This window comes from Erwinia magellanica, assembly GCF_039023495.1.
Taxonomy (GTDB): domain Bacteria; phylum Pseudomonadota; class Gammaproteobacteria; order Enterobacterales; family Enterobacteriaceae; genus Erwinia.
Genome location: NZ_JBCHVC010000002.1, coordinates 428,907 through 454,914, shown reverse-complemented (window position 1 = coordinate 454,914; position 26,008 = coordinate 428,907). Strand labels below are relative to the sequence as shown.

The following is a 26,008-nucleotide window of genomic DNA, read 5'->3' as shown; positions in this document are numbered from 1 at the left end:
TCATTTTTTCCAGGATATCTGGAGAGATCCTATTTTGGTTGTCGTCGCCCCAGGTGAACGAGAACCGCTCCGACTAAAACCCAAGGGGGAACCTTTTGCAAGGTCAAGCACTCCAAGACTTCGTCATTGATAAAATCGACGATTTGAAAGGCCAGGATATTGTTGCTGTTGATGTTCAGGGCAAATCCAGTATTACCGACTGCATGATTATCTGCACCGGTACTTCAACACGTCACGTGGCATCGATAGCCGATCACGTGGTACAGGAAACCCGTGCAGCAGGAATGAAGCCGTTAGGCATCTCCGGCAAAGCGACCGCAGACTGGGTGGTTGTGGATCTGGGCGATGTGATTGTCCACGTGATGCAGGAAGAGAGCCGCGAACTCTACGAACTCGAAAAGCTCTGGAGCTAAGCGGTGAAGTTGCAGCTGGTCGCCGTCGGCACCAAAATGCCGGATTGGGTGCAAACCGGATTTCTCGAATACCTGCGTCGCTTTCCTAAAGATATGCCGCTGGAACTGACGGAGGTCCCTGCGGGCAAGCGTGGCAAAAATGCCGATATCAAACGCATTCTTGAAAAAGAGGGCGAGCTGATGCTGGCCGCAACCGGCAAAGGCAATCGTATCGTTACGCTGGATATTCCGGGTCAGCCCTGGGAAACACCCCAGCTTGCCACCCAGCTTGAACGCTGGAAGCAGGATGGCCGCGACGTCAGCCTGCTGATTGGGGGGCCGGAAGGGCTTTCACCCGCCTGTAAGGCGGCAGCCGAGCAGAGCTGGTCTCTCTCCTCGCTGACCCTGCCCCATCCGCTGGTTCGCGTGTTGGTTGCGGAGAGCCTGTATCGCGCATGGAGCATTACGGCAAATCACCCTTATCATCGGGAATAGGCAATAAGATCAACCGGATACACAAAAGCAGCGGATGAAATTACAACGTAACTCTTTTCGTGACTACACCGCCGAACAGACACTCTTTGTTCGCCGTGCGCTGATCGCTTTTTTTGGCATAATTGTGCTTTCCAGTATCCTGGTGGTTAATCTCTATCACCTACAGATTGTTCGCTATACCGATTACAGTACCCGCTCTAATGAAAACCGCATCAAACTGGTGCCCGTTGCGCCCAGCCGCGGCATTATTTTTGATCGTAACGGTCTTCCGCTGGCCCTTAACAGAACCATTTATCAGATTGAGCTGGTGCCGGAAAAAGTCGATAACCTGGAACAAACCCTACAGGCGCTGCGCCCCATTGTCGATTTAAGTGACGAAGACCTTGTCGCCTTTGAAAAAGAGCGTAAACGCTCGCGCCGCTTTACCTCTATTCCCGTTAAGACCGGCCTGAATGATGTGCAGGTCGCCCGATTCGCGGTTAATCAATACGCTTTTCCCGGCGTGGAAGTCAAAGGCTATCAACGCCGCTACTATCCCTATAACTCAGCGCTGACACACGTGCTGGGCTACGTTTCTAAAATCAACGATCGTGACGTAGAGCGGCTCGATAAAGAGGGCAAATGGCCCAACTATGCGGCAACTCATGATATAGGCAAGCTGGGTATCGAGCGCTATTACGAAGATATGCTGCATGGCAAAACCGGTTACGAAGAAGTTGAGGTCAACAACCGTGGCCGCGTGATCCGCCAGCTGCATGAACAGTCTCCGCAGGCTGGTCAGGACATCTATCTGACCATCGACCTCAAGTTGCAGCAATATATTGAAACGCTGCTGGCGGGCAGCCGCGCTGCGGTGGTGGTTACCGACCCGCGTAACGGCGATATTCTGGCGATGGTGTCGATGCCCAGCTATGACCCCAATCTGTTTGTCGATGGCATCAGCAGCAAAGATTACAATATGCTGCTGAACGATCCGAACCGTCCGTTAATAAACCGTGCCACACAGGGTGCCTATCCTCCCGCCTCCACGGTTAAGCCCTATATTGCCGTCTCTGCCCTGACGGCTGGCGTCATTAATAAAAATACCAGCCTGTTCGATCCGGGTTGGTGGCAGCTGCCAGGGTCTGAAAAGCGTTTCCGCGACTGGAAGCACTGGGGCCATGGCCGCCTGAACGTCACTAAATCGCTGGAAGAGTCTGCGGACACCTTTTTCTATCAGGTCGCCTATGATATGGGCATCGATCGCCTGGGCGAATGGATGAACAAGTTCGGCTATGGCCATCTGTCGGGCATTGACCTGGTGGAAGAGACGCCGGGCAATATGCCAACCCGTGAATGGAAAATGAAGCGCTTTAAAAAACCCTGGTATCAGGGTGACACCATACCGGTGGGTATCGGCCAGGGCTACTGGACGGCTACGCCGGTGCAGATGAACAAAGCGATGATGACGCTGATTAATGACGGCGTGGTAAAAACGCCGCACCTGATGCAGTCCAGCACCGTGAACAATGTCCGCGTCCCCTACCGTCAGCCAGAGAACCCGCCGATTGCGGATATTCATTCTGGCTACTGGGAAATTGCCAAAGATGGCATGTATGGCGTGGCAAACCGCCCTAACGGCACGGCGAGGAAAAGCTTCTCCGACGCGCCCTACAAAATTGCCGCCAAATCCGGTACGGCCCAGGTTTACGGCCTGAAAGCCAACGAGACTTACAATGCGCATAAAATCGCTGAACATCTGCGGGATCACAAGTTAATGACCGCCTTTGCGCCTTATGACAAGCCTCGCGTGGCTGTCACCATGATTCTGGAAAACGGCGGCGCCGGTCCGGCCGTTGGCACCATCATGCGTCAGATCCTCGACCATATTATGCTTGGGGATAACAATACCAACCTGCCTGACGCCGCGCCTGTGCCGTCAGGTTATGAGGGTGAATAGTCGTGAACGATCGTCACCAAAAACGCACCATCTGGACGCGGATCCACGTTGATCCCACCTTCTTTATTCTGATTTTTGCCCTGCTGGTCTACAGCGCACTGGTTATCTGGAGCGCCAGTGGCCAGGACCCTGGCATGATGGAGCGCAAAATCGGGCAGATTGCGATGGGTATCGTTATCATGCTGGTGATGGCGCAGATCCCGCCCCGCGTTTATGAAGGCTGGGCGCCCTATCTCTATATCCTCTGTGTGATCCTGCTGATTGCCGTAGATGCTTTCGGCCATATCAGTAAGGGCGCGCAGCGCTGGCTCGACCTGGGCGTTGTGCGCTTCCAGCCCTCGGAGATAGCCAAAATTGCGGTGCCATTAATGGTGGCGCGATTTATCAACCGTGATGTCTGCCCGCCAACGCTGAAAAACACCGCCATTGCTCTGGTGCTGATCTTTATGCCGACGCTGCTGGTCGCGGCGCAGCCGGATCTGGGAACCTCTATCCTGATTGCCGCCTCCGGCCTGTTTGTGCTGTTCCTCTCCGGTATGAGCTGGAAGCTGATAGGCGTAGCCGTGCTGATGGTCGCCGCCTTCGTGCCGATCCTCTGGTTCTTCCTGATGCATGATTACCAGCGCGACCGCGTGATGATGCTGCTCGATCCTGAAAGCGACCCGCTGGGCGCAGGCTACCACATTATTCAGTCTAAAATTGCTATCGGCTCCGGTGGGTTGCGGGGTAAAGGGTGGCTGCATGGCACCCAGTCTCAGCTGGAGTTTCTTCCCGAGCGTCATACCGACTTTATTTTTGCGGTACTGGCTGAAGAGTTGGGATTAGTGGGCGTCCTGGTACTGCTGGTGCTCTATATTCTGGTGATTATGCGGGGCCTGATGATGGCCGCCCGTGCGCAAACCACCTTTGGTCGCGTGATGGCCGGTGGCCTGATGCTGATCTTCTTTGTGTATGTTTTCGTTAATATTGGTATGGTAAGTGGCATTCTGCCGGTAGTAGGGGTTCCGCTGCCGCTGGTCAGCTATGGCGGCTCGGCTCTGATAGTCCTGATGGCCGGATTTGGCATCATTATGTCTATTCACACCCACCGAAAACTGTTGTCGAAAAGCGTTTAAGAGGCGTAAACATGCGTAAGGATTGGCTTTGGATTGCTCTGGCATCGGCACTGCTGGCTGCCTGTACCACTAACGAACAACAGGCGCCCGTGCCACAGCAACCGGCCTATAATGGCCCGGTGGTGGAGATTGGTGGCGTGGAGCCGCGTTATGAGCCGCTGAACCCTGGTACCAGCCAGGACTATACGGTGAACGGCAAGACTTACCGCATCATTAAAGATCCGGCTAACTTTAGCGAAACCGGGCTGGCAAGCTGGTATGGGGAAGAAGCGGGCAGCAATCGCACGGCGACTGGCGAACAGTATGACCCCGATGCCCTGACAGCCGCGCACCCCACTCTGCCCTTACCCGCTTACGTGCGCGTCACCAACCTTGCCAATGGCCGACAAATTGTGGTGCGGGTAAATGACCGCGGCCCTTACACGCCGGGACGCATCATCGATCTCTCCCGCGCGGCAGGCGACCGCCTGAATATCTCCAATAATACCAGGGTCAAAGTGGACTATATCAAGGTTGCGCCAGATGGCTCTCTCTCCGGCCCCGGCACAATTGGCACGACGGTGGCGAAACAGAGTTACGCCCTGCCGCCTCGCCCCGATATTGGAGGCGGCATGACCATAATGGGTGACGGTGCCGCTAACAGCGCCCCTGCTGAACCTGTTGCCAGCCAGCCAGTAGAGACCCATGCAATTGATAATGCCACCCTGAACAGCGAGGGTCTGGGCGCGCCTGTGCGCAGCAGCGGCTTTTTAGGTGCCGCTCAGCCACTGCCCTCCGGCGTGCTGGAAGGCAGTGAGCCTGCCGTGCCCGTAGCGGCGGCCGCTGCTGCATCCACCGCCAGCAACCCACCTTCTGCGGTTGCCGCTGCACCCGCTGCTGCGGCTGCAAACGGCTCTTCCCCCGCAGCCGGAACCTATGTGGTTCAGGTTGGTGCGCTGAGCGATCCGGCTCGCGCCAGACAATGGATGAATACGCTAAGCAAGCAGTTTGGCGTGCCGGGCACGGTTGCGGCTAGCGGGAACGTGTATCGGGTTCAGCTTGGCCGTTTCACCTCTCGTCAGCAGGCGGCTGCCCTACAGCAACGTCTGACCAATGAAGCGCAGCAATCCTCTTTTATCACGGTCGCACCTAACGAAATGTAATGCTGTTCCGGCATGCGTTGCCCGTAAATCCTGTGCATTTTCGCAGGTAAAGACGGATGCCGGGCAGGACTGCTTTTGCTATAGTGAGTCACTTTTTTAACTTAGCCGATGGATGTTGTAGTCCTTAACATGAACAATCTGACCTCTCCCCTGATCAAACGCCTGACGGCAGGTACGCTGATTGCCCTCAGTCTGACCGCCTTCGCCCACGCCGACGACGTGAATATTAAAACGATGATCCCAGGCGTGCCGGATATTGATGCAGAAGCGTATGTGCTCATCGATGCTAATTCAGGCAAAGTGCTGGCAGAAAAAAATGCGGATGCCCGTCGCGATCCCGCCAGCCTGACAAAAATGATGACCAGCTATGTCATTGGTCAGGCGGTGAAAGCTGGAAAAATCAAGCAGGATGATGTGGTAACCGTGGGTAAAGATGCCTGGGCTACCGGCAACCCGGTGTTTAAGGGTTCTTCTCTGATGTTCCTGAAGCCTGGCGATCGTGTTCCTGTTTCTGAACTGACGCGCGGTATCGTGCTACAGTCGGGTAACGACGCCTGTGTGGCCATGGCCGATTATGTTGCGGGCAGCCAGGACGCGTTTGTTGGTCTGATGAACAACTACGTTAAAGCGCTGGGCCTGCAAAATACCCATTTCCAGACCGTACATGGCCTGGACGCAGAGGGGCAGTACAGCTCCGCGCGTGACATGGCGCTGATTGGTCGCGCGCTGGTCCGCGATGTGCCGGACGAATACGCCGTTTATAAAGAGAAAGAGTTCACCTTTAACAACATTCGTCAGATGAACCGTAACGGCCTGCTGTGGGACACCAGCCTGCACGTTGATGGCATCAAAACCGGTCATACTGAAGCCGCAGGCTATAACCTGGTCGCTTCCGCAACCGAAGGCCAGATGCGTTTGATCTCCGCCGTCATGGGTGGACACACCTATAAAGGTCGCGAAACCGAAAGTAAAAAACTGCTGACCTGGGGCTTCCGCTTCTTTGAAACCGTTGCACCACTGAAAGCGGGTAAAGAGTTCGCTTCTGAGCCGGTCTGGTTTGGTAACAACGATCGCGTTCAGCTGGGCGTGGAAAAAGACGTTTATCTGACCATTCCCCGTGGCCGTATGAAAGATCTGAAGGCGAGCTACACGCTGAGCAATACAGAGCTGCATGCGCCGCTGGCGAAAAACCAGGTAGTAGGGACCATTAATTTCCAGCTTGATGGCAAGACCATTGAACAGCATCCGCTGGTAGTGCTGAACGAAATGCCAGAGGGCGGTTTCTTTGGCCGCATCGTTGACTACATTAAGCTGATGTTCCATCACTGGTTTGGCTAAGCGCCACTGGCTCTTAAGCCCTGGGTTCTGCACTGCCACTTGATTTCGGCGTGAATGCACCCCATATTTGAAATATCACCAGACTCCCGCAGCGTCGGGAGTCTTTGTTTTAGCGTTACCGGAGCACTTATGAAAACCAATCTTAAAGAACTGCTGGAATTTCCAACCCCCTTTACCTACAAAGTAATGGGTCTGGCGCAGCCGGAGCTGGTTGATCAGGTAGTTGAAGTGGTTCAGCGCCACGCGCCGGGCGACTACTCTCCGGACGTCAAGCCAAGCAGCAAAGGCAACTACCATTCTGTCTCCATCACCATTACCGCGGCCCACATTGAACAAGTGGAAACGCTCTATGATGAACTGGGCAAAATCGAAATTGTCCGTATGGTTCTGTAGCCTTAACTGACAAAGGGCGTGGGTTTTGCTCTTTGTCAGCGTTATACTCCCCTTTCTGTTTCCAACCGGACGACGCGTTTTGTCTCAGAACACCTTAATTATCCGCCAGCTGGGTTTACAGCCCTGGGCGCCCATCTCTCAGGCTATGCATGACTTCACTGACCAGCGCGGAGAAACCTCTGCTGACGAAATCTGGCTGGTAGAACATCTGCCGGTATTTACTCAGGGTCAGGCCGGGAAAGCGGAACATTTGCTGGGGCCGGGCGAGATCCCGGTTATGCAGAGCGACCGGGGTGGACAGGTAACCTATCATGGTCCGGGTCAGCAGGTGATGTACGTTCTGATAAATCTCAAACGCCGGAAAATTGGGGTTCGGCAGTTGGTAACCGCCCTGGAAGAGACGGTCATCGCCACGCTGGCACACTTTGGCATTCAGGCTGCGGCAAAAGCCGATGCGCCTGGCGTCTATGTGCAGGATAAAAAGATCTGTTCACTGGGACTGCGCATCCGTAACGGCTGCTCTTTTCATGGCCTGGCGCTGAATGTCGATATGGATCTGACTCCGTTTTTACGTATCAATCCCTGTGGCTATGCCGGTATGGAGATGACTCAGCTCAGCGCGCTGAAGCCGGGCGTTACGCTTGCTGATGTCCAGCCGCAGCTGATCGACCATTTTGCCAGAGTATTGGGCATTACCGCAGTAAGCTGGGAAACGGCAGAAGCCCTGGCTGAGAAGTAGCCTTGTGTGCGGATTTACAATTCCGTCACATTTTATCGCGCTGGCTGGCTGAAACTGCGTCGTCAGAATGATATAATTTTTGCGCTTTTATCAGAAAAGTTGAAAACAAGCACAACTCCTTGAGTTTTATGCGCTCGCCAACCTGGAACTTGCAAGATTATGAGTAAACCCATTCAGATGGAACGCGGTGTTAAATACCGTGACGCAGACAAAATGGCCCTGATCCCGGTAAAAACCGTGGTGACCGAGCGCACGGAGATTTTACGTAAGCCGGAGTGGATGAAAATCAAACTCCCTGCGGATTCCAGCCGCATTCAGGGAATTAAAGCTGCCATGCGTAAAAATGGCCTGCACTCCGTCTGTGAAGAGGCTTCCTGCCCTAACCTTGCAGAATGTTTTAACCACGGCACCGCGACCTTTATGATCCTGGGGGCTATCTGCACCCGTCGCTGTCCTTTCTGCGATGTGGCGCACGGTCGTCCGGTGGCGCCAGACGGTAATGAGCCGCTTAAGCTGGCTCAGACTATCGCCGATATGGCCCTGCGCTATGTGGTGATCACTTCCGTTGACCGTGATGATTTGCGCGACGGTGGTGCCCAGCACTTTGCCGACTGCATCACCGCCATCCGTGAAAAAAGCCCCACCATCAAAATTGAGACGCTGGTTCCCGATTTCCGTGGTCGTATGGATCGCGCGCTGGAGATCCTCAACGCCACACCACCGGATGTCTTTAACCACAATCTGGAAAACGTGCCGCGTGTCTACCGTCAGGTGCGCCCAGGTGCCAACTATGAGTGGTCATTAAAACTGCTGGAACGCTTTAAAGAAGCGCATCCGGAAGTGCCAACGAAATCGGGTCTGATGGTAGGGTTAGGTGAGACTAACGCTGAAATCGTGGAAGTGATGCGCGATCTGCGCCGCCACGGCGTGACCATGCTGACGCTGGGCCAGTATTTGCAGCCAAGCCGCCATCACCTTCCGGTGCAGCGCTACGTCAGCCCGGCAGAATTTGATGAGATGAAAGAAGCGGCGATGGATATGGGCTTCACCCATGCAGCCTGCGGCCCGTTTGTGCGTTCTTCCTATCATGCCGATATGCAGGCAAAAGGACTGGAAGTGAAATAGTGCCGCGAGGCGCGCAGCCCGGTTACACTCATTTACAGTTTTCAGTACAAACAAAAAACGGATGACCAGGTCATCCGTTTTTTTTATTCACCTGCTGGCAATTAGTCTTTATGAACAACCTGCGCGGCAGGTGTTTCTTCAGCAACCGGTGCTTTTTTGGCGGCAGTGTCGTCGTCACTCATAGCCTTTTTAAAGCCTTTGATTGCCGATCCCAGATCGCCACCGAGAGAACGTAACTTATTGGTTCCGAACAGCAATACGATCAGAGCACCAATAATCAGCAGTTTTGCAATACTGATACCTTCCATACTTACCTTCTTATTTAACCTGACCAGAAACAGGGTCAATGACGTAATGAATATTAACGCGCAGATTGCGGATCTTTACAACCGCAATCTGTAACAGAGTACGCGCAGGCCGTGATAATATCAGATAAAGCGGCTCAGAAAAGCCTGGAAACGAGGCTGCTGCGGGTTAACCAGCACCTCTTCCGGCGGCCCCTGCTCCACCACCACTCCCCCATCCATAAAGACCACGCGGTCAGCGGCCTCACGGGCAAAGCCTATTTCATGCGTCACCACCACCATGGTTAACCCCTGATCTGCCAGCGTGCGCATCGTTGCCAGCACTTCACCCACCAGTTCAGGATCCAGAGCTGAGGTTGGCTCATCAAACAGCATCAGCCTGGGACGAATGGCCAGCGCGCGCGCAATGGCGACACGCTGCTGCTGCCCGCCGGAAAGATGGCGAGGCCAGGCATCTGCTTTGTCGCTAAGCCCTACCGTTGCCAGCAGCTCCCTGGCGTGGCGCGTAGCCGCTTCACGCGACTCTTTATGTACTCCAATTGGCGCTTCAATGATGTTTTGCAGCACGGTCATATGGGGGTAGAGGTTGAACTGCTGAAATACCATGCCGATTTCCTGGCGCTGGCGGGCTATTTTACGTGCTGACAGGCGCTGCAAAAGCCCGTTTTTCAGCTCGTAGCCAATCTGCTGTTCGCCCACCATGATGGAACCCGCATTCATATCTTCCAGATGGTTAATGCAGCGCAGAAAGGTTGATTTACCCGAGCCGGAAGGGCCAAGGATCACCACTACCTCACCCGGCATCACATCAAGATCGATACCCTTCAGCACTTCATTATCGCCGTAACGTTTCTGCACGTTGCGCGCCCGTACCAGAGGCTGAACACTGCTCATAGATCCTCCTTACGAACCAGCGGGCGATTAATTATTGGCGTCGTTTTACTTTCGGGCGGCGCGCGGCGCCTGGCAACGGTGACGGTTCGCCGCACGCCGCGGGAGTAGTAACGTTCTATAGCGGACTGCCCTACATTAAGAATTGAAGTGATAAACAGATACCAGATTACCGCCACCATCAGCATGGGGATCACTTCAAAAGTGCGGTTATAGATGGACTGCACCGAGTAGAGCAGATCGCCCATCGCGATAACGCTCACCAGCGAGGTCGCTTTAATCATGCTGATAAGCTGATTACCCGTCGGCGGAATAATTGAACGCATCGCCTGTGGAATAATGATGCGCCGCAGCGCACGGGCGCGGCTCATGCCAAAGGCCTGAGTCGTCTCCACCTGGCCGCTATCTACCGATTGCAATCCGGCGCGGATTATCTCCGCCATATAGGCCGCTTCATTCAGCGCCAGCCCGGCAATAGCGGCCGTTAATGGCGTGATCAGGTCATTAGTATCCCAGCTGGCGAAGAGCGGGCCACCGAACGGGATGCCGAGCGTGATGTGGGGAAACAACGTAGACATGTTGTACCAAAAAATCAGCTGTACCAGCAGCGGCGTGCCGCGGAAAAACCAGATATAGAGACCGGAAAGCCCCCGCAATAAACGATTATCTGACAGGCGAGCCACGGCCAGCAGCAGCCCTAAAAGCGTGCCGAGGATCATCGAGACTACCGTCAGACCGAGCGTGACCTGCAACCCCTTCAGCACCGATCCTTCCGTAAACCACTCCAGCACCACATGCCACTCAAAATTGGGATTGGTGGCCACCAGCCAGCTCACGTTGGCGGCGATCACCAGCACCACAATCCATGAAACCAGGCGTCCATAACGCGGTGCGCTGCGGGCAGAGGCCACGTCACGCTGCTGCACCTCTGCCCTCTCCCTGGCTCGTGAATCAGTGGTACTTTTTGTCATTTCGCTGCCCCTTTCGCCAGATTAACCCCCGGCTCCGCAATTTTATTGCCGTCCAGCTTCCATTTTTTCATGATGGCGGCGTAGGTGCCGTTGGCGAACAGCTCCTTATAGCCATCCAGCACCACTTTACCCAGCTCAGAATCCTTGGGTACCACGGTTCCCTGGAAGATATCGCCAAAACCGTTTTTCTTGCCCAGGCCAGTGAGTTCGAGCTGGCCGTGTGACTGGTCAACGAAATAGACCAGCGGTGCCTGTGAAGAGAAGAAAGCGTCTGAACGCTTAGAGCGCACCGCCAGAATTGATGAAGGTTGGTCGGTAAACGACTGCACGGTAACCGCCGGTTTTCCGGCGTCGGTACAGGCTTGAGACTGTTTGCGGATCACCTGTTCTGCCGATCCAGCGGCCATCACGGCAATACGCTTGCCGCAGCTGTCCTCCAGGCCGTTTATCTGGGCGGGATTGCCTTTCTGCACGGCAAACACCACAAACTCCTGCACGAAATCGATAAAGTCATTTTTCGCCTGACGATCCGGGTAATCCCCTATCGGGCCAATCGCCAGCTGATAGCGGCCAGATTTAATGCCGGCCAGCACGCCGGAGAGGCCGCTCACCGTGGCATGCTCAATCTTAATCCCTAACAGCTGCGCCAGTGCCGAGGTCAAATCGGCAGACGCCCCGCTCATTGAGGTTGGCCCTTCCACAATCTCATAAGGTGGGAAAGAGCCGTTATTAACGGAAGTCATTTTCCCCGCAGATTTAATCTCCGCTGGCAAACGATCATGCAGGGCCTGATTAACTTTCTGCACGGGAATGGCGTCGGCGGCCTGGGCCAGGCCGGCAGTGACGCCCAGCACCAGTGCAATGGCAGTGGCGATTTTTTTCATTATCCTCTTCCCCGATGTTGTTGTTATTTCAGTTCAGGACGTGCAAAACGGCGATTCTCCAGTACCGGCAGAACGTTTCGCGCATGGGCAATCCGGGCCGGATCCAGCTCAGCAAAGAGCAGCACCGGAGCTTCCGCCGCTTTGGCAATGGCCACGCCAAGGGGATCGACCACCATGCTGTTGCCGATATTGCGTGGACCACATTCGCCTACGGCCACCAGATAACAGGTATTTTCCAGCGCACGGGCGGTGACCAGCACTTCCCAGTGCATCTCTTTCAGCGGGCCTTTGACCCAGGCAGCAGGCAGCACCAGCAGATCGGCACCGTCCAGCACCAGTCGCCTGGCCTGCTCAGGGAAACGCACGTCGTAACAGGTCATCAGGCCGACTTTCATCCCGGCGACCTCAACCAGTGGCGGAACCTCATTGCCCGGCGTGACGTTGCGTGATTCCTGCATCGCAAAGGCGTCATAAAGATGCAGTTTGTCGTAGCGGGCAACAATTTCCCCGTTGCGAATGGCGATAAGCACATTCAGCGCCCGGCCATCTTCGGTGGGAACATGTACGGTCATCATGGTGGTTAAATTATTCCCACGGCTGGCGGCATACACTTCCGTCAGGAAAGGGCCATCCAGCGGCTGGGCGGCTTTCAGCACCAGATCCGGATCGGCGATATCACGTGCCAGCACCCCTTCCGGCAGCACCAGTAAATCCGCGCCGTGCGCTAAAGCCTGCGCCATCAGGCCGGTACAGGTAACGGCGTTCTCCTGCCACTCGCGGCTCACCGCGAACTGTCCTAATGCAACTTTCATCGTTATGCTCCTTTCTTCACGGCCGGAAACAGATCTTCAGGCGTGAGACAGTGGGAAGTAATACCCTGCGCAAAAAGTTCTTTACCAAAATCGGCAATCATCTTCTTGTTAGCGTCAAAACCGTTTGCATTCCAGTCCGCGGGTAAATCCTGCGCGGTACGTCGCAAATCATCCAGCAGCCAGGGTGTGGTGTCGGCATATTTCTCGCGCTTGTCATGCCACATTTTTGCCGACTGCTCAATCAGCTCGCTAAGCTGCTGTGGCAGTTCCGGGTGTGCTTCTGTAAAAGAAGATTTGAATGCCAACAGATGGTGGCCGGGGATATAGCCCACGCGGTTAAAGTACTCCAGCTCAGCCTGACGGAAATCGGTTTGCAGCTGGCGCAGACCAGACCCCTTAAGGAAAAAGCCCTGAGGCATAAAGGGAGTAAACACCGCGTCCAGTTCACCCACCCGCAGCAGGTCAATCAGGGGATGTTCTCCCGGCGCGGCTTCAATGCGGCCAGGGCGACCAAACCCACTCAGACGATCCACAACGGGATGATCGGCAGTCAGCCGTCCGGCATACCAGTACGCATCATCAATATTGACCCCAGCTTCACGGAGCAGCGCGCGGGTCCAGGTATTGCCGGAGTCCTGCCAGCCCGTCACCCCCACTTTTTTTCCTTTCAGCTGTTCCAGCTTAACAATCGGATTATCTTCGCTGGTGATAATGCAGCGCTGGCGGAAGCCGCGCATCAGGAAATGAGGCAGCGCCAGCAGAGCCGTTTCCCCTTTCGCCCGCCCCTGCGCATAGCGGCTGAAGGAGATCTCGGCTGCGTCGTAGTCGTTGCTTGCGGCAAGGTCGACCAGCGTTCCTACGCGATCAATCTTCAGGGCAAACCCCTGCGGTTTGATATCGCCAAGTGCCAGCGGCGTGAAGTAATCCCAGTCTCGTACAGCCAGTCTGATGGTGATCATGCTTCTCTCTCTGTGCCCGGAACTGCGCGCCGGAACGGGGCGCATAAAATGTATACAAAACCTGCTTGAATTCGATACTAGATCGATAATAATAGCTGTACAATATTTTCTTTGTTACTGAACAAATGGATTTCTTATGACCCCGACGCTGGATTTGCAATGGTTTACTGAACGTCTGACGGACGCCTCTGTGAAAGGTATTGCAGGCGTGACGGCAGGATTGATCCGTGAAGGGCAGATCCCTGTCGGGACGCATCTCCCTTCAGTACGTGATTTGGCAGAAGCTTTAGGGATCAGCCCGGCTACGGTTTCAGCCGCCTGGGGCCAGCTGAAAAAGCAAAAAGTGATAGCCGGAAAAGGCCGCAGCGGCGTCTGGGTTTGTGGCGACAACGTTACCCCCAGACCGGTCCGTTTCGAGAAGATCGGTAACTATGGCGACAACATCCTTGCCGATTTAGCGATGGCCTCTCCCGATCCTGCTCTGCTGCCGGATCTGCATCAGGCGATGCAGCAAGGGGTGCAGTGCCCGCAGCTCAACAGCTATCAGCGCGACCCGATATCGCTACCTCTGCTGGAGGCAGTAAAGCCAGGCTGGCCCTATCCCGCTGAAGCCTGGCTCGCTACGGATGGGGGATTTGATGCGATGAACTGCATAATGCAGACGCTGTTTTCGCCCGGAGAGAAGGTCATTATTGAGGATCCCACCGCTACCCGTTTACTGGATATGCTGGATAACGTGGGAGCCGAGATCATGCCGCTGGCCTGCGATGAGCAGGGGCCATTGCCCGGCGCGCTTGAACTGCTGCTGAACAAAGGTGCCACGGCGCTGATTTATCAGCCTTCGACGCATTCCGCTACCGGTCATAACGTGAGTAAAGCGCGCAGTGAGGAGCTGGCCAGAGTGCTGACCGGCACAAGGGCACTGATTGTGGAAGATGATGGGATTGGCGAACTTTCAGCGCACCCGGTCTGGAGTCTGGGACGCTATTTCCCGGAGCGTACGCTACATGTGCGCTCCTACTCTAAAGCCTACGGCCCCGATCTCAGGCTTGCAGTGCTTTCGGGGCCTCTGCCGCTGATCAAACGCATACAATCCTGGCGCAATTTTGGCGCCAGCTGGACAAGCCGTATCTTACAGCAGGCCGTGGCCTGGATGCTGACCGATCCCGCCACCCAGCAGCAGATTCAGCAGGCGAAGCGGGTCTATGCCCAGCGCCGTCGCCTGTTGCTGGCGGCGCTGGCCAGGCGTGGGCTGCTGCTCTCTGAGCGCGATGGGCTGAGCATTTACATCCCGGTGGTATCGGAACAATTTGCGATGATTACCCTGGCGGCAAGAGGAATTGCCGTCCTGCCGGGAGAACGTTGCCGCAGCGGAGGAGGCCAGTTTATCCGGGTGAGTATCGCCATGCTCGCCAGTGAACAGGTTGAGAGCATTGCCGACGCTCTGATATTAGCCTGCGGACACGAGGCGCGGTCTACGATCTCAGATCTTTAATGATGTAGCGGGGTGATTCGCTGTAACCTTCTCGGGCATAGAAGGCGTTGGCTTTAATGCGGTGCTCGTGGCAGTGTACTTCCATTCTGTCGCAGCCGCGCTGTTTAGCCAGGTTTTCAGCATGCTTTAAAAGCTGTTGCCCTGCCCCTTTGCTTCGCTCTCCTTCTGCTATGCAGAAGTAGCTGACGCGTGCAAAATCCCCCGCCAGAGCCAGTTGCGGAATAAAGTGTAAAGAGAGAAAGCCCAGCACGGTGTTGCCGTCAACGGCCACCAGCAGCTCTTCAGTCTGATCATCCATCAGCTGAGCCAGTCGGCGTTCGATAAAGGTTTGAGTATTATCATACCCCAGCTCCGTTAACAGGGCGCTCAGGGCAAAACTGTCTTCCGCTTCCGCAAGTCTGATCTTCATCACGCATTCTCCAGATGAGCCAGCCACGCCGCGGCTCTTTCGCCTATCTGTATAGCTTGCATGGCAGAATTAGCAAGTGTTTAAGTGCAGGATAGTGTGACAATGATGAGTGGAAAGGGGCGTTCCGCAGTGGAGCGTTATTCACGCCTGCTGTCACGGCATTAATGTATCCTTAATAATATGTCGCCACACTCTTTGGTAAACCGGGCCAATGAGATAACGCCATGCATCTGATACCGAAAACGCTGAGTGAAGCTTTAGCCGTAGCAATTAGCCTGCTGGCTGTGACGCTTTGGTTAACGCAGTTTCTTAGCCACTGACTTTCTTCCGCCCTCTCCGCCAGCGGGGCGGCGGAAAAAGGCGAAAAAAAACCCGCCGTCCGGCGGGTTTTTAGAATTCTGTCTGATAACTTAAATAGCGGCAACGTTAGCAGCAGATGGGCCTTTGGCGCCGTTGGTGATTTCGAACTCTACGCGCTGACCTTCAGCGAGAGTTTTGAAACCATTGCTCTGGATGGCAGAGAAGTGTACGAATACATCTTTGCTACCATCTTCAGGAGTAATGAAACCGAATCCCTTGGACTCATTAAACCACTTAACGCTACCTTTAATCTTAGACATCTATATTACCTTTACATGAAAAATGGACACTAAACTGTGTCGGCAGTTAGTACAGCAATTGCCGAGGCTTTTGTCCAGTAGCGTCTGTCGAAAAAGTGATAAATATCGACTTTTTTGCCGATTCGCTCCTCTTTTACTGCCATTCCCGCAGCTAAAACTGCCAGCGAAACCAGGCGAAATAGACGTTGCCGTTGTTGTAAGTCCCTGGAATATAAGTCATCTGGAAGGTCGCCTTGTGGTAACCAATAGATGCAAGGGGCAGGAGGACAGGTACCGGGATATACTTCCAGTTATTGCGTGCCGTTGCACCAGCCGTATAGCCCAGGCCGAGGCGAAAATTCGGGTCACTAAGAGGTCGCCAGGTCTTTTCCCAACCATATCCGCCAATGGGTTCCCACTTGTTATAAGAGTCCTTAAAGGCCATCAAATAGAGGCCGTTCCAGTTTCCTTTCTCATCATAATGCGAAATACCACCACCAGCCCCCCAGGGGCGCTCGTTGTATTTATCCGTTTTCTCGCTGTCATAGGTCAGACGGTTATGCCAGGTAATTGCCGGTACGTAGAGATCGTAGTTCTCCGGATTATGCCAGGTCTCGCTGACGTTATCGCTTAAGGCCTGCCAGGTATTTGAAACGGCGGTGGCAACAGTTGCCGCCTGCGCGCTGTTAGCAAAACCACAGCTGGCAAGCGTAAGAAACAGAAGGGAATATTGGATGAATTTCACAGGATATCTACCGTTCTACAAAGTATTGGAAAGACGTTGTTAAACAGCAAGAAGTCCTTTCGTAGCGTTATTACGTCGTCATGGAGGGGTATTTTACGCTGGTGGATTAAACGTACCCTGAATGGCGCGCTAAAAAGCCCGTTATGCAAAACGTCCAGACAGCAGGAAAAGAGATAATTACGCGCGGAATTACTTATTTTTATTTACCTTTGCCAGGGAAAGGTCTGAGTCCGGGCAGAGGCAATGTTTTTTTACCAGATAAAATATTGTCATTTTTAGTTAAGTCATAAGAAAAATCCTTAATCGTCCTCGTAATTTCAGAACCGCTTAACAGAGAGGGCTAACCTTTGAAATCAGGTTGTTGCAGGTGAATATCACGCAAATTTATTGATTAATAGAATTTATCATTGAGAAAGTTTTTTTTGATAAAATCTTTGGAAACTAGCAACAGGGAGGTGTTAAGCATGAGATTTTGCTGCTGCCAATGCGGATCGCATAAAATTATCTTTACGACGAAGGGGGATCGCTTTGGTGAACATCATGGTGCACGTTGCGCAACCTGTAACAATCCTCTCTCTGTGAGAGATCTGTTTTTCATTACGCATGCCGCTATGAAGGAGAAGGTGACAGTACAAAAAGTCAGTCTGCCACCTGGGGGTCGATCAGAACAGAACTTTAAAGACGCCGGTGAGAGTCAGTAAGCCTACGATAAAGATAATTGCAATAATCCAGAGAATAATTTTCATTCCATTTCCTTAAGCCATAATAAAAAAACGACATAGTGCCCCCAGTATAGAAGAAGAATGTTTATTATGCTTAACCCGTTGAAAATCCTACTCTACTGAACACACCCGCTCAGCCCGGGAAATAAACTCTATAAAATCCATATTTTTCATTGAGTTGCCCCCCTTCACTCTGCAAGCGGCTGGTGCTGTTTTTTTCGCGACGGGGGTCACGATCTGCGCTTTCTTTACAGACAATTCTTAGATGGATAGAGCCGGGCTGGCTAGACTAAAGGGTGTCATTTGCTATGGACTCACTTGCTATGACGTATCCATGACGGTTAACAAGGAGATCTTATGAGCACGATTAACAGCAGCCTGGGTCGCTACAGCCTGAAAGCAAACTATACCGGCAACCACATTAAAGGCTCCATTGCCATTAACGATGAGGGTGGGTCGCAACTAACCCTTCAGGAATTTAATGAGCATTATCTCGACGACGTGGTAAACAACGTGATTTACCCCGTCACTGGCGGCAACAGGATTATCGCCAATGCCTTCAGAGAGGAGATGGTAAAAGCCGGTTTTGTTCAACATCATTAACGCTTTGCGTATCGGGCCCTCCGGGGCCCTTTTATCCTGCTCTTTCTGCTGGCAGGAGCCGATTAAAAGGGCTGCCCTTTGCTGATGGAAAATCCGGCAGGCCGCTCTGGATTAAGAGACCGCCGCCGGAGAAAAACTTATTTACTGCTCTCATTGCCGCCTTGCGCACCTGCGCCACCGCTCCCCTGTATAGCAGAGAGGATCGCCCCCAGGCCAAGCATCTGTAACGCGCTGCCTAACTTGCCGACCAGACCATCCTGACCGCCTTGCCCTTCACCGCTGCTGCTCTGCGCAACAGGTGTGCCGCTACCAGTGCCAGTGCCGCTCGCCGACTCTGAACCCTCAGCAGACTGCCCCAGCAATTTCTTAATCATATCCATTATCTGGGTCATGATATCGCCGCTGCCGGCAGTGCCTTCAGAGCCGCTGGTTCCGCTGCCGTTCTCTTTACCAGCGCTCTCTCCCTTATCGGTACCGTCAGTCTGCCCCAACATTTTCTTAATCATCTCCATGATCTGGGTCAGCATATCGCTGTTGCCTGACGTTTCCTGAGCGTTGTTGCTGCCGCTTCCGCTGGCTGCATCCGTACCGCTTTTACCCCCCTCCTCACCGCCTTTGCTTTTCAGCAACTGCACAATGGCATTCAACAGCTGGGTAATGCTGTTCAGGGTGCTGTTTTGATCGCTGCTTACTCCCTCTCCGCCTTCGCTACCGTTGCTGGATTTCGCCTGGGGAAGAAGCGGGCTTCCTCCCTTGTTGCCAAACTCTATGCCAGGGTCGAAAGTTTTACTGACCACGCCGTTGCCAAAACTTAGCGCGCCATTAGATCCGTTTTTCCCGGCAGAGGCGCCCCCGCCATCAAACTTTTGCGCCACATCGGTAAATTTCGATCCAATACCTTCCAGACCTCCGCCCGATGCGCCATTAGCGCCGCCACCTATTTTCATGCCACTCATGGAAACCTCCAGTGATTGAAACGCCTGTTGTTATGAGCCAGCCCTGGCTAATGATTAGCCAGACAAAAGGACTTGTTCTCATCAGATAGGTGGGGAGCACAGGCTCCGGGTTCCATTGGAACGTCATAAAGCCTGATTTCCTGTAATTAAATTTAGGAATACTTAACGTTTAGCAATCGAAATAATGATCATATTTACATTGGCTTACCTTCAAAAAAGAGGATTTATGTAGGGATTTCCCTACCTTGCACCACGTAGATCCCCACAACAACTTCAGAGGAAACTGATAGCCGCCGCATACCAGGCTAGTAAATAGTGAATGAAATTGAAGGTTCACCGCTGGTCAGGCCGACAGCAGCCAGGTTCTTTTTTGTCTCTAATTTCGCATCAGATTGAATGATGTAAAAATTCCTCTAAGGGAAGACAGGAGAAAATATGCTAACGGGTAGTGAAACAAGCGTGAAAAGTGAACTGGTAAGCGGCGATATTCATGCAAAACTGCATCCGATGGTCAATACGCTGGCCCCACTTAAGGTCGATCTGTTGCTGGAAGGGGAAACGGGCACCGGCAAGGACACGCTGACGCGCAGGATCTATCAGCTCTCCGGTGCTAAGGGGCCGCTGGTGCCGGTAAACTGTGCCGCCATTCCGGAAAACCTTGCCGAAAGCGAGCTTTTTGGCGTGATGGCCGGTGCCTACACCGGTGCAAGCCACTCGCGTGCCGGCTACATTGAAACTTCAGACAAGGGCATTCTGTTTCTGGATGAGATTGACAGTATGCCGCTTATTTTGCAGGCAAAACTGCTTCGCGTTTTAGAAACCCGCTCTATCCATCGGTTAGGCTCCACGCAGCCTGTTCCGCTGGATTTACGCGTTATTGCCGCTTCACAAACGCCGCTGGCGGAGCTGGTTGAACAGGGGCGGTTCCGCCGGGATCTCTATTTCCGCCTCTCCACAATCAAGATCGAAACGCCTACGGTTCGATCTCATGCGGAGCTGATTATCCCCCTGTTCCGGCGTTTTACCCAGGAAGCGGCAATGCGCCTGCAACAGGCTATTCCGCCACGCTCTCTGGCACTGGATGAGGCGCTGTTAATGCACAGCTGGCCGGGGAATATCCGTGAGCTGAAAGCAGCGGCTGAACGTCATGTTCTGCGGATGCCTCCGTTATGCCACATCTCCTCAGGAGAGGGAGAGGCCACGCTGCTGAAAGACAGGTTACGCCGGATTGAACGCAGCCTGATCAAAGATTGTTTACACCGCCACGGACACAAAATTGATGATGTTGTGCATGAGTTAGGGATCCCGCGCCGGACCTTATATCACCGCATTAAGTTACTGAATATTGTCGCCTGATACCGCGGCCCCTTTGCAAAGATAAAAATAAAATAGTTTGGAACCCTTTGAATTTCTTTCCCACTTAACCTGTGAATGCGCTGGCGCCATCTCCCTTCTGCGGAGAGAAAAATAGACAGCATGATGGCTACCAGCGCAAATACAGGGTTGCGCGCTCTGCAAAAGAGACTGCGACATTCCCCTTCCTCCCCTATCAGCAGAGCCAGAAACCATGAAAATAGCCTCCTCACAATCAGGGTTAGCACAAAACGACTTTGCTGAGAACTCAGCGCTGCCCCAGCCCGAGCAGACCGATATCGACTTTTTCTCTGCACAGCTGAAAGAAGAACCCCAGGTGGAAAAAATTGCCGCGCCTTCAGGGGTCACAAATCTGTTTAACGGTCTGGCTAACTCGATGCAAAGCAATGAGCAGCACCGAAAAGAGACCGTTAAAGATTTGCAAACTGCCGCTCGCTCTAACAATCTGGCCGACTTCAGCCAGGCCAGCTCCGCGCTCTCTGATTACTACATTGAAAATCTTATGAATGCCAAGATTGTCTCTAAAGGCGTGCAGAGCATTGATAAACTGACCAACCTACAGTAGCGACTATGATGAAAACCCTTCTACTGAAATGGTTGCCGCTCCTCTCTCTGATGCTGCTGCTGGCAGGCTGCGGTGACAAAACCGTGCTGTTCAGCGGCCTGGCTGAAAATGACGCCAACGACATTGTTGCTGAACTGAACCAGCATCAGATTGCGGCACAAAAACTGATTGAGAAAAGCGGCATTTCCGTCTCGGTGGATACGGAAAATATTGAGCGAAGCGTAAAAATTCTCGATTCTGCCGGACTGCCGCGCAAAGCGCGTACCAACCTGGGTGAAGTCTTCCAGAAGAGCGGCGTTATCTCCAGTCCCATGGAAGAGCGTGCCCGCTATATTTACGCGCTGTCGCAGGAGGTGGAATCGACGCTGGCGCAGATTGATGGCGTTGTAGTCGCCCGCGTCCATGTGGTGTTGCCAGAACGGCTGGCCCCCGGCGAGCCGGTGCAGCCCGCTTCAGCATCGGTATTTATCAAGTATCACAGCAATCTCGATCCCGACAGTATTGAACCGCGTATCCGGCAGATGGTGGCCACCAGCATTCCCGGCCTGGCCGGAAAAACCAGTAAGGATCTGGCAATTGTATTTGTTCCGGCGCAGACCTATGAAGACCGCATTGAAGTGGTACAGATGGGGCCGTTCCAGTTAACGCCGGATGAATATTCGACGGTGAAGTGGGTCTTCTCACTGTTCGCCATCCTGCTGATGATCGCCTTTGCCATCATGTTGCTGAAACCCGGCAGTAAGCTGAAGGTGGGCAAAGCGAAAGATGCCGCCGCTACAGTTGGTAAGTAAAGGATGAGCTGGAGCGAGGAGCAGGCCGATCGCTGGCTCAACTGGTGGCAAGTAGGCTACTGGCAGCAGGCAGAAAGCAGCTGGCAGGAGAACAGTTTCTTCACCCTGCCCGTTGAGCAGCAGCAGAGTCTCGCGTGGCAGTATCCACAGGCGGTAGCCGCAGCTTTTGGCATCAGCCCCGATCTGCCGCCGGAGCCGGAGCCGCGGCTGCTTGCTTTTATCGATTTACCTGCCGGTGAGCGAACCAGACTGCTTGCGCTGCTGGCCGGGATTTGTGCGCCGCAGGCCGCGCCGGAGACGCTCTCCGCTGCCAGCCTTATCTGGTGTCGACGGCTGGCCAAAGCGCTGCGCTGTGAAAGCTGGCTGAGCGCTGACTGTTTTCTTCCCTGGACGACCGGCAGTCTGCTGTTGCTGCGCGGGTTATCAGCGGAAAGCTGGCCCCGTCTGCGGCTGCTTTTTCCGCAGGAATGGGTAAAACAGGTTGATGAGTATCCCGCTGTCGCCCTGCCCTTCTCCCGCCTGACTGCGCTGTGGGATGCCGCAATCTGGCAAATTCAGCAACCGGAGAGTCCAACACATGTGGATCCGCAAGAAAATAACCCTGCTGAGTGATCCGCAGCTGGCACAGAGCACGGTGCTGACGCGTGAAGCGATAGCGGAACATCAGCAGGCGCTGACGGTGGTGCAGCATGCTGAAAGGCAGGCGCAACAGCGTCTGGAAGAGGCTGAACGCGAGGCGGATCGGCTGATTGCAGAGGCGCAACGGCGCATTGAAGAAGAGTTAAAAACTCAGGCAGAGCAGCAGCAGCACGATTTTTATCAACAGGCGCAGCAGCTGTTTGAGCAGTGGCAGGAGCAGGAACAGCAGTGGCAGCAGGCAATGATCCCACGGGCAGAAGCGCTGCTGAACCAGGCCATGAGCCAGCTTCTTGATCAACAGCCGGAGGCGGCCCGCCTTCAGGCGATGCTCGCGCAATTACTGAAGGCGCAGGGAAGGCAGGCAGCCGCCATGCTGATCTGTGCACCGGCTAACCAGGCCGCTGTTGAAGCCTGGCTTGCCGGGCGTCCACAGCTGCTATGGGAGATCAGCGCTGATGCTGCGCTGGCCTCTGACCAGTTAATCCTCACCACAGAGAAGGGAGAGCTTCACCTCAGTTGGTCACATATTCGGGACACGCTGTTACCCACGCAATAACTCTCTCTCCCGGCACCTTTCCTCGCTGTTAACATTTTTTCCGTTTACGGGAACCGGTCATCGTTTAGCGCCACTCAACTCCAGACCCCCACAGGAGACACAACGATGAGCAATAACGATGCAATCCAACGTCGCTTAAGTAATCAGTTAACCCATGCCCGAAATGATATGTATCAGTTTGCGCAGGAAAGCCAGAATCAAACATTAAATGTGGGCGATATCTACGCCTTTCAGAATGAAATGATGCAGGTTTCCAGCGCCAACTGGGCAAGTTCGCAGTATACCCAGTTCAAGCATGGTATTCGCAAGGCAATTATTGATGCCATCAACTGATGTCGCCGCACTGATTGAGCAACAGCTGGATCAGGGCAGCGGCGAGCTGGCGCTGTGGATTGACGAGATGCCTGTCAGACTACAGCGCCAACCCGGCGGTTGGTTTTACATTATTGAAATGGCTCTGCCGGTGGTGATTAGCGGGCAGGTACTGGAACTCGCGCTGCGCCTTACCGCCCCCGGGCTGACCCATTTTGACCAGGAGAGCGCCGCGCTCTGCTTTAATCCACAGAACGAGACGTTAAATCTGATTTTCCGTCTGAAAAACGATCGGACTGATTATGCCGTCTCTCAACTGGAAAGCCTCTGCAACCAGTGTGAAGTCTGGCAGGAAACTCTGCAAAGTATGTTAACGCAGCTACGCGTTAAGATGCCCGTATAACAAGGAGAGAAGCGTGCACAAAACGCTGACTGCTTTACGACCGTTTCGCCCGCTTTTACTGGCAGTGGCGATGGGATTATCCGTTTCATACAGCTATGCCAACACCCCCGATGAATGGAAAGATGGCGCATACGCCTACTCTGCCGATAACACGCCGCTTAGCGTTATTTTGCAGGATTTTGCCAGCAGTCACGGTGTGGATACCAACGTAACCGGCCTGCCGGGTACCTTTATTACTGCCCGTCTCCGCTCCGACTCTGCGGAAGCCTTCCTTAATCGTCTGGCGCTGGAATATCGCTTTCAGTGGTTCGTTTACAACAACACCCTTTACGTCAGCCCGCAATCTGAACAGACCTCCCGCCGCCTGAAGATCAGCGCCGATGCCGCGCCGGATCTCAAACAGGCGCTGGAGGGCGTGGGGCTGCTGGAACCGCGTTTCGGCTGGGGCGAGCTGCCGGACGAAGGGGTGGTGCTGGTCTCCGGCCCGCCGAAATATGTCGATCTGATTGCCGACTTCAGCAAAAAATCGGAACCGGAAGAGCCGAAAGAAGATAAACAGATGATGGCCTTCCCGCTGAAATATGCGGATGTGGCGGATCGCACGATAAAATTCCGCGACCAGACGCTGGTGGTGCCGGGCGTGGCTACCATGCTGAACGAACTGCTGGGCCAGAATTCAGGCGGCTCTGCAAGCGGTATGACGCTGAGCACAAACAGCCAGAATGAAGGCGACAGCACTTCTCAGGCGATGCAGAGTGAGAGTCGCAGCCTGCTCAACCAGATGATAGGCCGCAATACCCGTCTTGGCCGTAACAGGGATGAAGCGCGGTCTGAAGGCAGAGAGCTACAGGGTAAAGTTTCTGCCGACGTGCGTAACAACACCCTGCTGGTTCGCGACAACAAGAAACTGCGCAGCGAATATCAGCAGCTGGTGCAGATGATCGACGTCCCACAGAAGCTGGTTGAGATCGACGCGGTGATTATCGATATCGATCGTAACGAGCTGGCGCGCCTCTCTTCTAACTGGTCAGGTCGCTTTGGCAACGTCACCAGCGGCAGCTCAATGCTGGGCGGCACCAGTACACTTTTTGTCACCGATTTTAATCGTTTCTTCGCTGATATTGAGGCGCTGGAAGGGGAAGGTACGGCGTCAATTATCGCTAATCCCTCGGTGCTGACGCTGGAAAACCAGCCGGCGGTAATCGACTTCAGCAGCACGGCGTTTATCACCGCTATCGGTGAGCGCGTGGCGGATATTCGCGAAATCACGGCGGGCACCAGCCTGCGCGTTACCCCACGATCTATCGGCAATACGCCAGGTAAGGCGTCGGTCCAGCTGGTGGTGGATGTGGAGGATGGCAAGCTGAATAAAAACACCGACGGCAGCGCGCAGGGCACGGAAAACGGCGTGATAAGCACGCAGGCGCTGGTGCAGGAGAAGCGTTCTCTGGTGATGGGCGGCTTCCACACCAAGCAGAGCGGTGATGATGAAGAGCGGATACCCATTTTGGGAAAAATCCCCTTTATCGGCAAGCTGTTCACCTCGAACAACCGCACCGCGTCACAGCGTGAGCGCCTGTTTATCATCACGCCGCATCTGATTGGTGACCAGGTTGATCCTTCCCGCTATGTCGATGCAGAAAACCGTGATCAGGTAAACGACACGTTGCGTGATATCAGCCGTCGTCATCAGTTTGGAGATATGAAGCGCACCATTGAAAGCGCGATGCAGGATCTGGCGGAAGGCCGTGTGCCAGGTGGACTTCAGGCCAGCCAGAATGGTCTGACGCTCAGCTCGCTCTGTAATGTCCCGCTCACCTTCCGCAGCAGCGCCAGGCATCAGTGGTACGGCAACGCATCTATGCAGATCGCCGTCGGCGTGCTCACTAACACCAGCACTGAAGAGGCACGTTTTGATGAAGCGGCCTGCCGTAACGATCGTACGCTGGCCGTCTCCGCCTGGCCGCATACCTCTCTTAAACCCGGAGAGTCGACCGAGGTTTACGTTGCTTACGATACGCAGATCCCGGCCCGACCTTCACGCGTTTCGCTGTTGAAATCGCAGGATGGCTATCTGCCTGCGGCATCAGGGGTGTCGGGCGGCAAATCGTCCACCCGCCTGCTTTCGCGCTGAGAATAGAGAGAGAGAAAATGAAAAAATCGCTGTTGATCCTGGCGCTGGCCATGCTGCTGACCGCCTGTGCGAAACCAAAGCTGCCCGGCTGTAACGATGTCTCCTGCCGGCCAGTGTCGGACGACCATACTATGACTATCTGGTGGCAGCCCGATATGCGTAATGGCGCGTTCGATTACACCCAGGCTTCGGTTAACGAATGAGT

At 54.1% G+C, this 26,008-nt stretch carries 31 protein-coding genes; 20 read left to right on the top strand and 11 right to left on the bottom strand.

The annotated features are described in order from the left end of the window. Positions 1 to 95: 95 nt before the first annotated feature. The 9 genes from rsfS to lipA all read left to right on the top strand — a co-directional run bounded on the left by rsfS (position 96) and on the right by lipA (position 8,678). Positions 96 to 413 carry a ribosome silencing factor gene (gene rsfS / locus AAH450_RS09410; RefSeq protein ID WP_306207024.1) on the top strand — a complete coding sequence of 106 codons (318 nt, stop codon included), beginning with the start codon at positions 96 to 98 and terminating at the stop codon, positions 411 to 413. 3 nt (positions 414 to 416) lie between these two features. After that, positions 417 to 887, top strand: coding sequence for a 23S rRNA (pseudouridine(1915)-N(3))-methyltransferase RlmH (rlmH, locus tag AAH450_RS09405; protein ID WP_318790104.1), 471 nt, complete (start codon positions 417 to 419; stop codon positions 885 to 887). Between the two features lie 34 nt (positions 888 to 921). Then, positions 922 to 2,826 carry a peptidoglycan DD-transpeptidase MrdA gene (gene mrdA / locus AAH450_RS09400; protein WP_342909986.1) on the top strand — a complete coding sequence of 635 codons (1,905 nt, stop codon included), beginning with the start codon at positions 922 to 924 and terminating at the stop codon, positions 2,824 to 2,826. Positions 2,827 to 2,828: 2 nt separating this feature from the next. Further along, complete coding sequence (gene mrdB / locus AAH450_RS09395; RefSeq protein WP_318790102.1) at positions 2,829 to 3,941, top strand: peptidoglycan glycosyltransferase MrdB; 1,113 nt, start codon at positions 2,829 to 2,831, stop codon at positions 3,939 to 3,941. Positions 3,942 to 3,952: 11 nt separating this feature from the next. Further along, complete coding sequence (rlpA, locus tag AAH450_RS09390; protein ID WP_342909985.1) at positions 3,953 to 5,083, top strand: endolytic peptidoglycan transglycosylase RlpA; 1,131 nt, start codon at positions 3,953 to 3,955, stop codon at positions 5,081 to 5,083. Positions 5,084 to 5,212: 129 nt separating this feature from the next. After that, positions 5,213 to 6,421 carry a D-alanyl-D-alanine carboxypeptidase DacA gene (gene dacA / locus AAH450_RS09385; protein WP_318790100.1) on the top strand — a complete coding sequence of 403 codons (1,209 nt, stop codon included), beginning with the start codon at positions 5,213 to 5,215 and terminating at the stop codon, positions 6,419 to 6,421. A gap of 129 nt (positions 6,422 to 6,550) precedes the next feature. Further along, positions 6,551 to 6,814: a DUF493 family protein YbeD gene (gene ybeD, locus AAH450_RS09380; protein WP_342909984.1), complete on the top strand. Its 264-nt coding sequence runs from the start codon at positions 6,551 to 6,553 to the stop codon at positions 6,812 to 6,814. A gap of 79 nt (positions 6,815 to 6,893) precedes the next feature. After that, positions 6,894 to 7,553: a lipoyl(octanoyl) transferase LipB gene (lipB, locus tag AAH450_RS09375; protein WP_342909983.1), complete on the top strand. Its 660-nt coding sequence runs from the start codon at positions 6,894 to 6,896 to the stop codon at positions 7,551 to 7,553. 159 nt (positions 7,554 to 7,712) lie between these two features. Then, the gene (gene lipA / locus AAH450_RS09370) at positions 7,713 to 8,678 is read left to right on the top strand and encodes a lipoyl synthase (protein ID WP_318790098.1); all 966 of its coding nucleotides are present in this window, start codon (positions 7,713 to 7,715) and stop codon (positions 8,676 to 8,678) included. 101 nt (positions 8,679 to 8,779) lie between these two features. Here lipA and tatE read toward each other — a convergent pair whose 3' ends face one another. The 6 genes from tatE to AAH450_RS09340 form a co-directional block, all read right to left on the bottom strand. Next, positions 8,780 to 8,986, bottom strand: a complete 207-nt coding sequence (gene tatE / locus AAH450_RS09365; protein WP_342909982.1) for a twin-arginine translocase subunit TatE — start codon at positions 8,984 to 8,986, stop codon at positions 8,780 to 8,782. A 120-nt stretch (positions 8,987 to 9,106) separates the two neighbouring features. Next, positions 9,107 to 9,877 (bottom strand): amino acid ABC transporter ATP-binding protein, encoded by a 771-nt coding sequence (locus AAH450_RS09360; protein ID WP_342909981.1) that lies wholly within the window; start codon positions 9,875 to 9,877, stop codon positions 9,107 to 9,109. After that, positions 9,874 to 10,845 carry an amino acid ABC transporter permease gene (locus AAH450_RS09355; protein WP_342909980.1) on the bottom strand — a complete coding sequence of 324 codons (972 nt, stop codon included), beginning with the start codon at positions 10,843 to 10,845 and terminating at the stop codon, positions 9,874 to 9,876. Before AAH450_RS09355 ends, AAH450_RS09360 begins: the two co-directional genes overlap by 4 nt. Further along, on the bottom strand, positions 10,842 to 11,729 hold the full coding sequence (locus AAH450_RS09350; RefSeq protein ID WP_342909979.1) for an ABC transporter substrate-binding protein: 888 nt from the start codon (positions 11,727 to 11,729) through the stop codon (positions 10,842 to 10,844). Before AAH450_RS09350 ends, AAH450_RS09355 begins: the two co-directional genes overlap by 4 nt. A 23-nt stretch (positions 11,730 to 11,752) precedes the next feature. Further along, positions 11,753 to 12,541 carry a deaminated glutathione amidase gene (locus tag AAH450_RS09345; protein WP_342909978.1) on the bottom strand — a complete coding sequence of 263 codons (789 nt, stop codon included), beginning with the start codon at positions 12,539 to 12,541 and terminating at the stop codon, positions 11,753 to 11,755. A gap of 2 nt (positions 12,542 to 12,543) precedes the next feature. Then, a complete protein-coding gene (locus AAH450_RS09340) occupies positions 12,544 to 13,500 on the bottom strand; it encodes a substrate-binding domain-containing protein (RefSeq protein ID WP_342909977.1) in 957 nt (318 codons plus the stop codon). Between the two features lie 136 nt (positions 13,501 to 13,636). On the opposite strand from AAH450_RS09340, the gene AAH450_RS09335 reads away from it, so the two are divergent. Then, on the top strand, positions 13,637 to 14,995 hold the full coding sequence (locus AAH450_RS09335) for an aminotransferase class I/II-fold pyridoxal phosphate-dependent enzyme (RefSeq protein WP_342909976.1): 1,359 nt from the start codon (positions 13,637 to 13,639) through the stop codon (positions 14,993 to 14,995). On the opposite strand, the gene AAH450_RS09330 is transcribed toward AAH450_RS09335, so the two are convergent. The 4 genes from AAH450_RS09330 to AAH450_RS21120 all read right to left on the bottom strand — a co-directional run bounded on the left by AAH450_RS09330 (position 14,976) and on the right by AAH450_RS21120 (position 17,494). Next, positions 14,976 to 15,404: a GNAT family N-acetyltransferase gene (locus AAH450_RS09330; RefSeq protein WP_342909975.1), complete on the bottom strand. Its 429-nt coding sequence runs from the start codon at positions 15,402 to 15,404 to the stop codon at positions 14,976 to 14,978. The two genes, AAH450_RS09335 and AAH450_RS09330, sit on opposite strands and share 20 nt — an antisense overlap. 410 nt (positions 15,405 to 15,814) lie before the next feature. Next, positions 15,815 to 16,024 carry a transcription antiterminator/RNA stability regulator CspE gene (cspE, locus tag AAH450_RS09325; RefSeq protein WP_004156612.1) on the bottom strand — a complete coding sequence of 70 codons (210 nt, stop codon included), beginning with the start codon at positions 16,022 to 16,024 and terminating at the stop codon, positions 15,815 to 15,817. Positions 16,025 to 16,175: 151 nt separating this feature from the next. Continuing rightward, a complete protein-coding gene (gene pagP / locus AAH450_RS09320; protein ID WP_463322719.1) occupies positions 16,176 to 16,748 on the bottom strand; it encodes a lipid IV(A) palmitoyltransferase PagP in 573 nt (190 codons plus the stop codon). 662 nt (positions 16,749 to 17,410) lie between these two features. Beyond that, positions 17,411 to 17,494, bottom strand: a complete 84-nt coding sequence (locus AAH450_RS21120) for a small membrane protein YohP (RefSeq protein WP_445084017.1) — start codon at positions 17,492 to 17,494, stop codon at positions 17,411 to 17,413. A 333-nt stretch (positions 17,495 to 17,827) separates the two neighbouring features. Here AAH450_RS21120 and AAH450_RS09315 point away from each other — a divergent pair, with 333 nt between their 5' ends. After that, positions 17,828 to 18,073: a hypothetical protein gene (locus AAH450_RS09315; protein WP_342909974.1), complete on the top strand. Its 246-nt coding sequence runs from the start codon at positions 17,828 to 17,830 to the stop codon at positions 18,071 to 18,073. Positions 18,074 to 18,210: 137 nt separating this feature from the next. On the opposite strand, the gene AAH450_RS09310 is transcribed toward AAH450_RS09315, so the two are convergent. After that, a complete protein-coding gene (locus tag AAH450_RS09310; RefSeq protein WP_342909973.1) occupies positions 18,211 to 19,029 on the bottom strand; it encodes a hypothetical protein in 819 nt (272 codons plus the stop codon). 435 nt (positions 19,030 to 19,464) lie between these two features. On the opposite strand from AAH450_RS09310, the gene AAH450_RS09305 reads away from it, so the two are divergent. The 9 genes from AAH450_RS09305 to hrpT all read left to right on the top strand — a co-directional run bounded on the left by AAH450_RS09305 (position 19,465) and on the right by hrpT (position 26,006). After that, entirely contained in the window at positions 19,465 to 20,385 is a 921-nt protein-coding gene (locus AAH450_RS09305) for a sigma 54-interacting transcriptional regulator (RefSeq protein WP_342909972.1), read from the top strand. A gap of 211 nt (positions 20,386 to 20,596) precedes the next feature. Then, complete coding sequence (locus AAH450_RS09300) at positions 20,597 to 20,968, top strand: EscI/YscI/HrpB family type III secretion system inner rod protein (protein ID WP_342909971.1); 372 nt, start codon at positions 20,597 to 20,599, stop codon at positions 20,966 to 20,968. Positions 20,969 to 20,976: 8 nt separating this feature from the next. After that, a complete protein-coding gene (gene sctJ, locus AAH450_RS09295) occupies positions 20,977 to 21,759 on the top strand; it encodes a type III secretion system inner membrane ring lipoprotein SctJ (RefSeq protein WP_342910377.1) in 783 nt (260 codons plus the stop codon). A gap of 3 nt (positions 21,760 to 21,762) precedes the next feature. After that, positions 21,763 to 22,371: a hypothetical protein gene (locus AAH450_RS09290; protein ID WP_342909970.1), complete on the top strand. Its 609-nt coding sequence runs from the start codon at positions 21,763 to 21,765 to the stop codon at positions 22,369 to 22,371. Continuing rightward, positions 22,337 to 22,954 carry a type III secretion system stator protein SctL gene (gene sctL, locus AAH450_RS09285; RefSeq protein ID WP_342909969.1) on the top strand — a complete coding sequence of 206 codons (618 nt, stop codon included), beginning with the start codon at positions 22,337 to 22,339 and terminating at the stop codon, positions 22,952 to 22,954. The genes AAH450_RS09290 and sctL overlap by 35 nt, the downstream gene beginning before the upstream one ends. A gap of 105 nt (positions 22,955 to 23,059) precedes the next feature. Continuing rightward, a complete protein-coding gene (locus AAH450_RS09280) occupies positions 23,060 to 23,287 on the top strand; it encodes an HrpF protein (RefSeq protein ID WP_318790082.1) in 228 nt (75 codons plus the stop codon). Then, positions 23,274 to 23,669 (top strand): hypothetical protein, encoded by a 396-nt coding sequence (locus AAH450_RS09275; RefSeq protein WP_342909968.1) that lies wholly within the window; start codon positions 23,274 to 23,276, stop codon positions 23,667 to 23,669. The genes AAH450_RS09280 and AAH450_RS09275 overlap by 14 nt, the downstream gene beginning before the upstream one ends. A 70-nt stretch (positions 23,670 to 23,739) precedes the next feature. After that, on the top strand, positions 23,740 to 25,803 hold the full coding sequence (sctC, locus tag AAH450_RS09270) for a type III secretion system outer membrane ring subunit SctC (RefSeq protein ID WP_463322725.1): 2,064 nt from the start codon (positions 23,740 to 23,742) through the stop codon (positions 25,801 to 25,803). Positions 25,804 to 25,820: 17 nt separating this feature from the next. Next, the gene (gene hrpT / locus AAH450_RS09265) at positions 25,821 to 26,006 is read left to right on the top strand and encodes an HrpT family type III secretion system protein (protein ID WP_318790079.1); all 186 of its coding nucleotides are present in this window, start codon (positions 25,821 to 25,823) and stop codon (positions 26,004 to 26,006) included. Positions 26,007 to 26,008 lie beyond the last annotated feature (2 nt).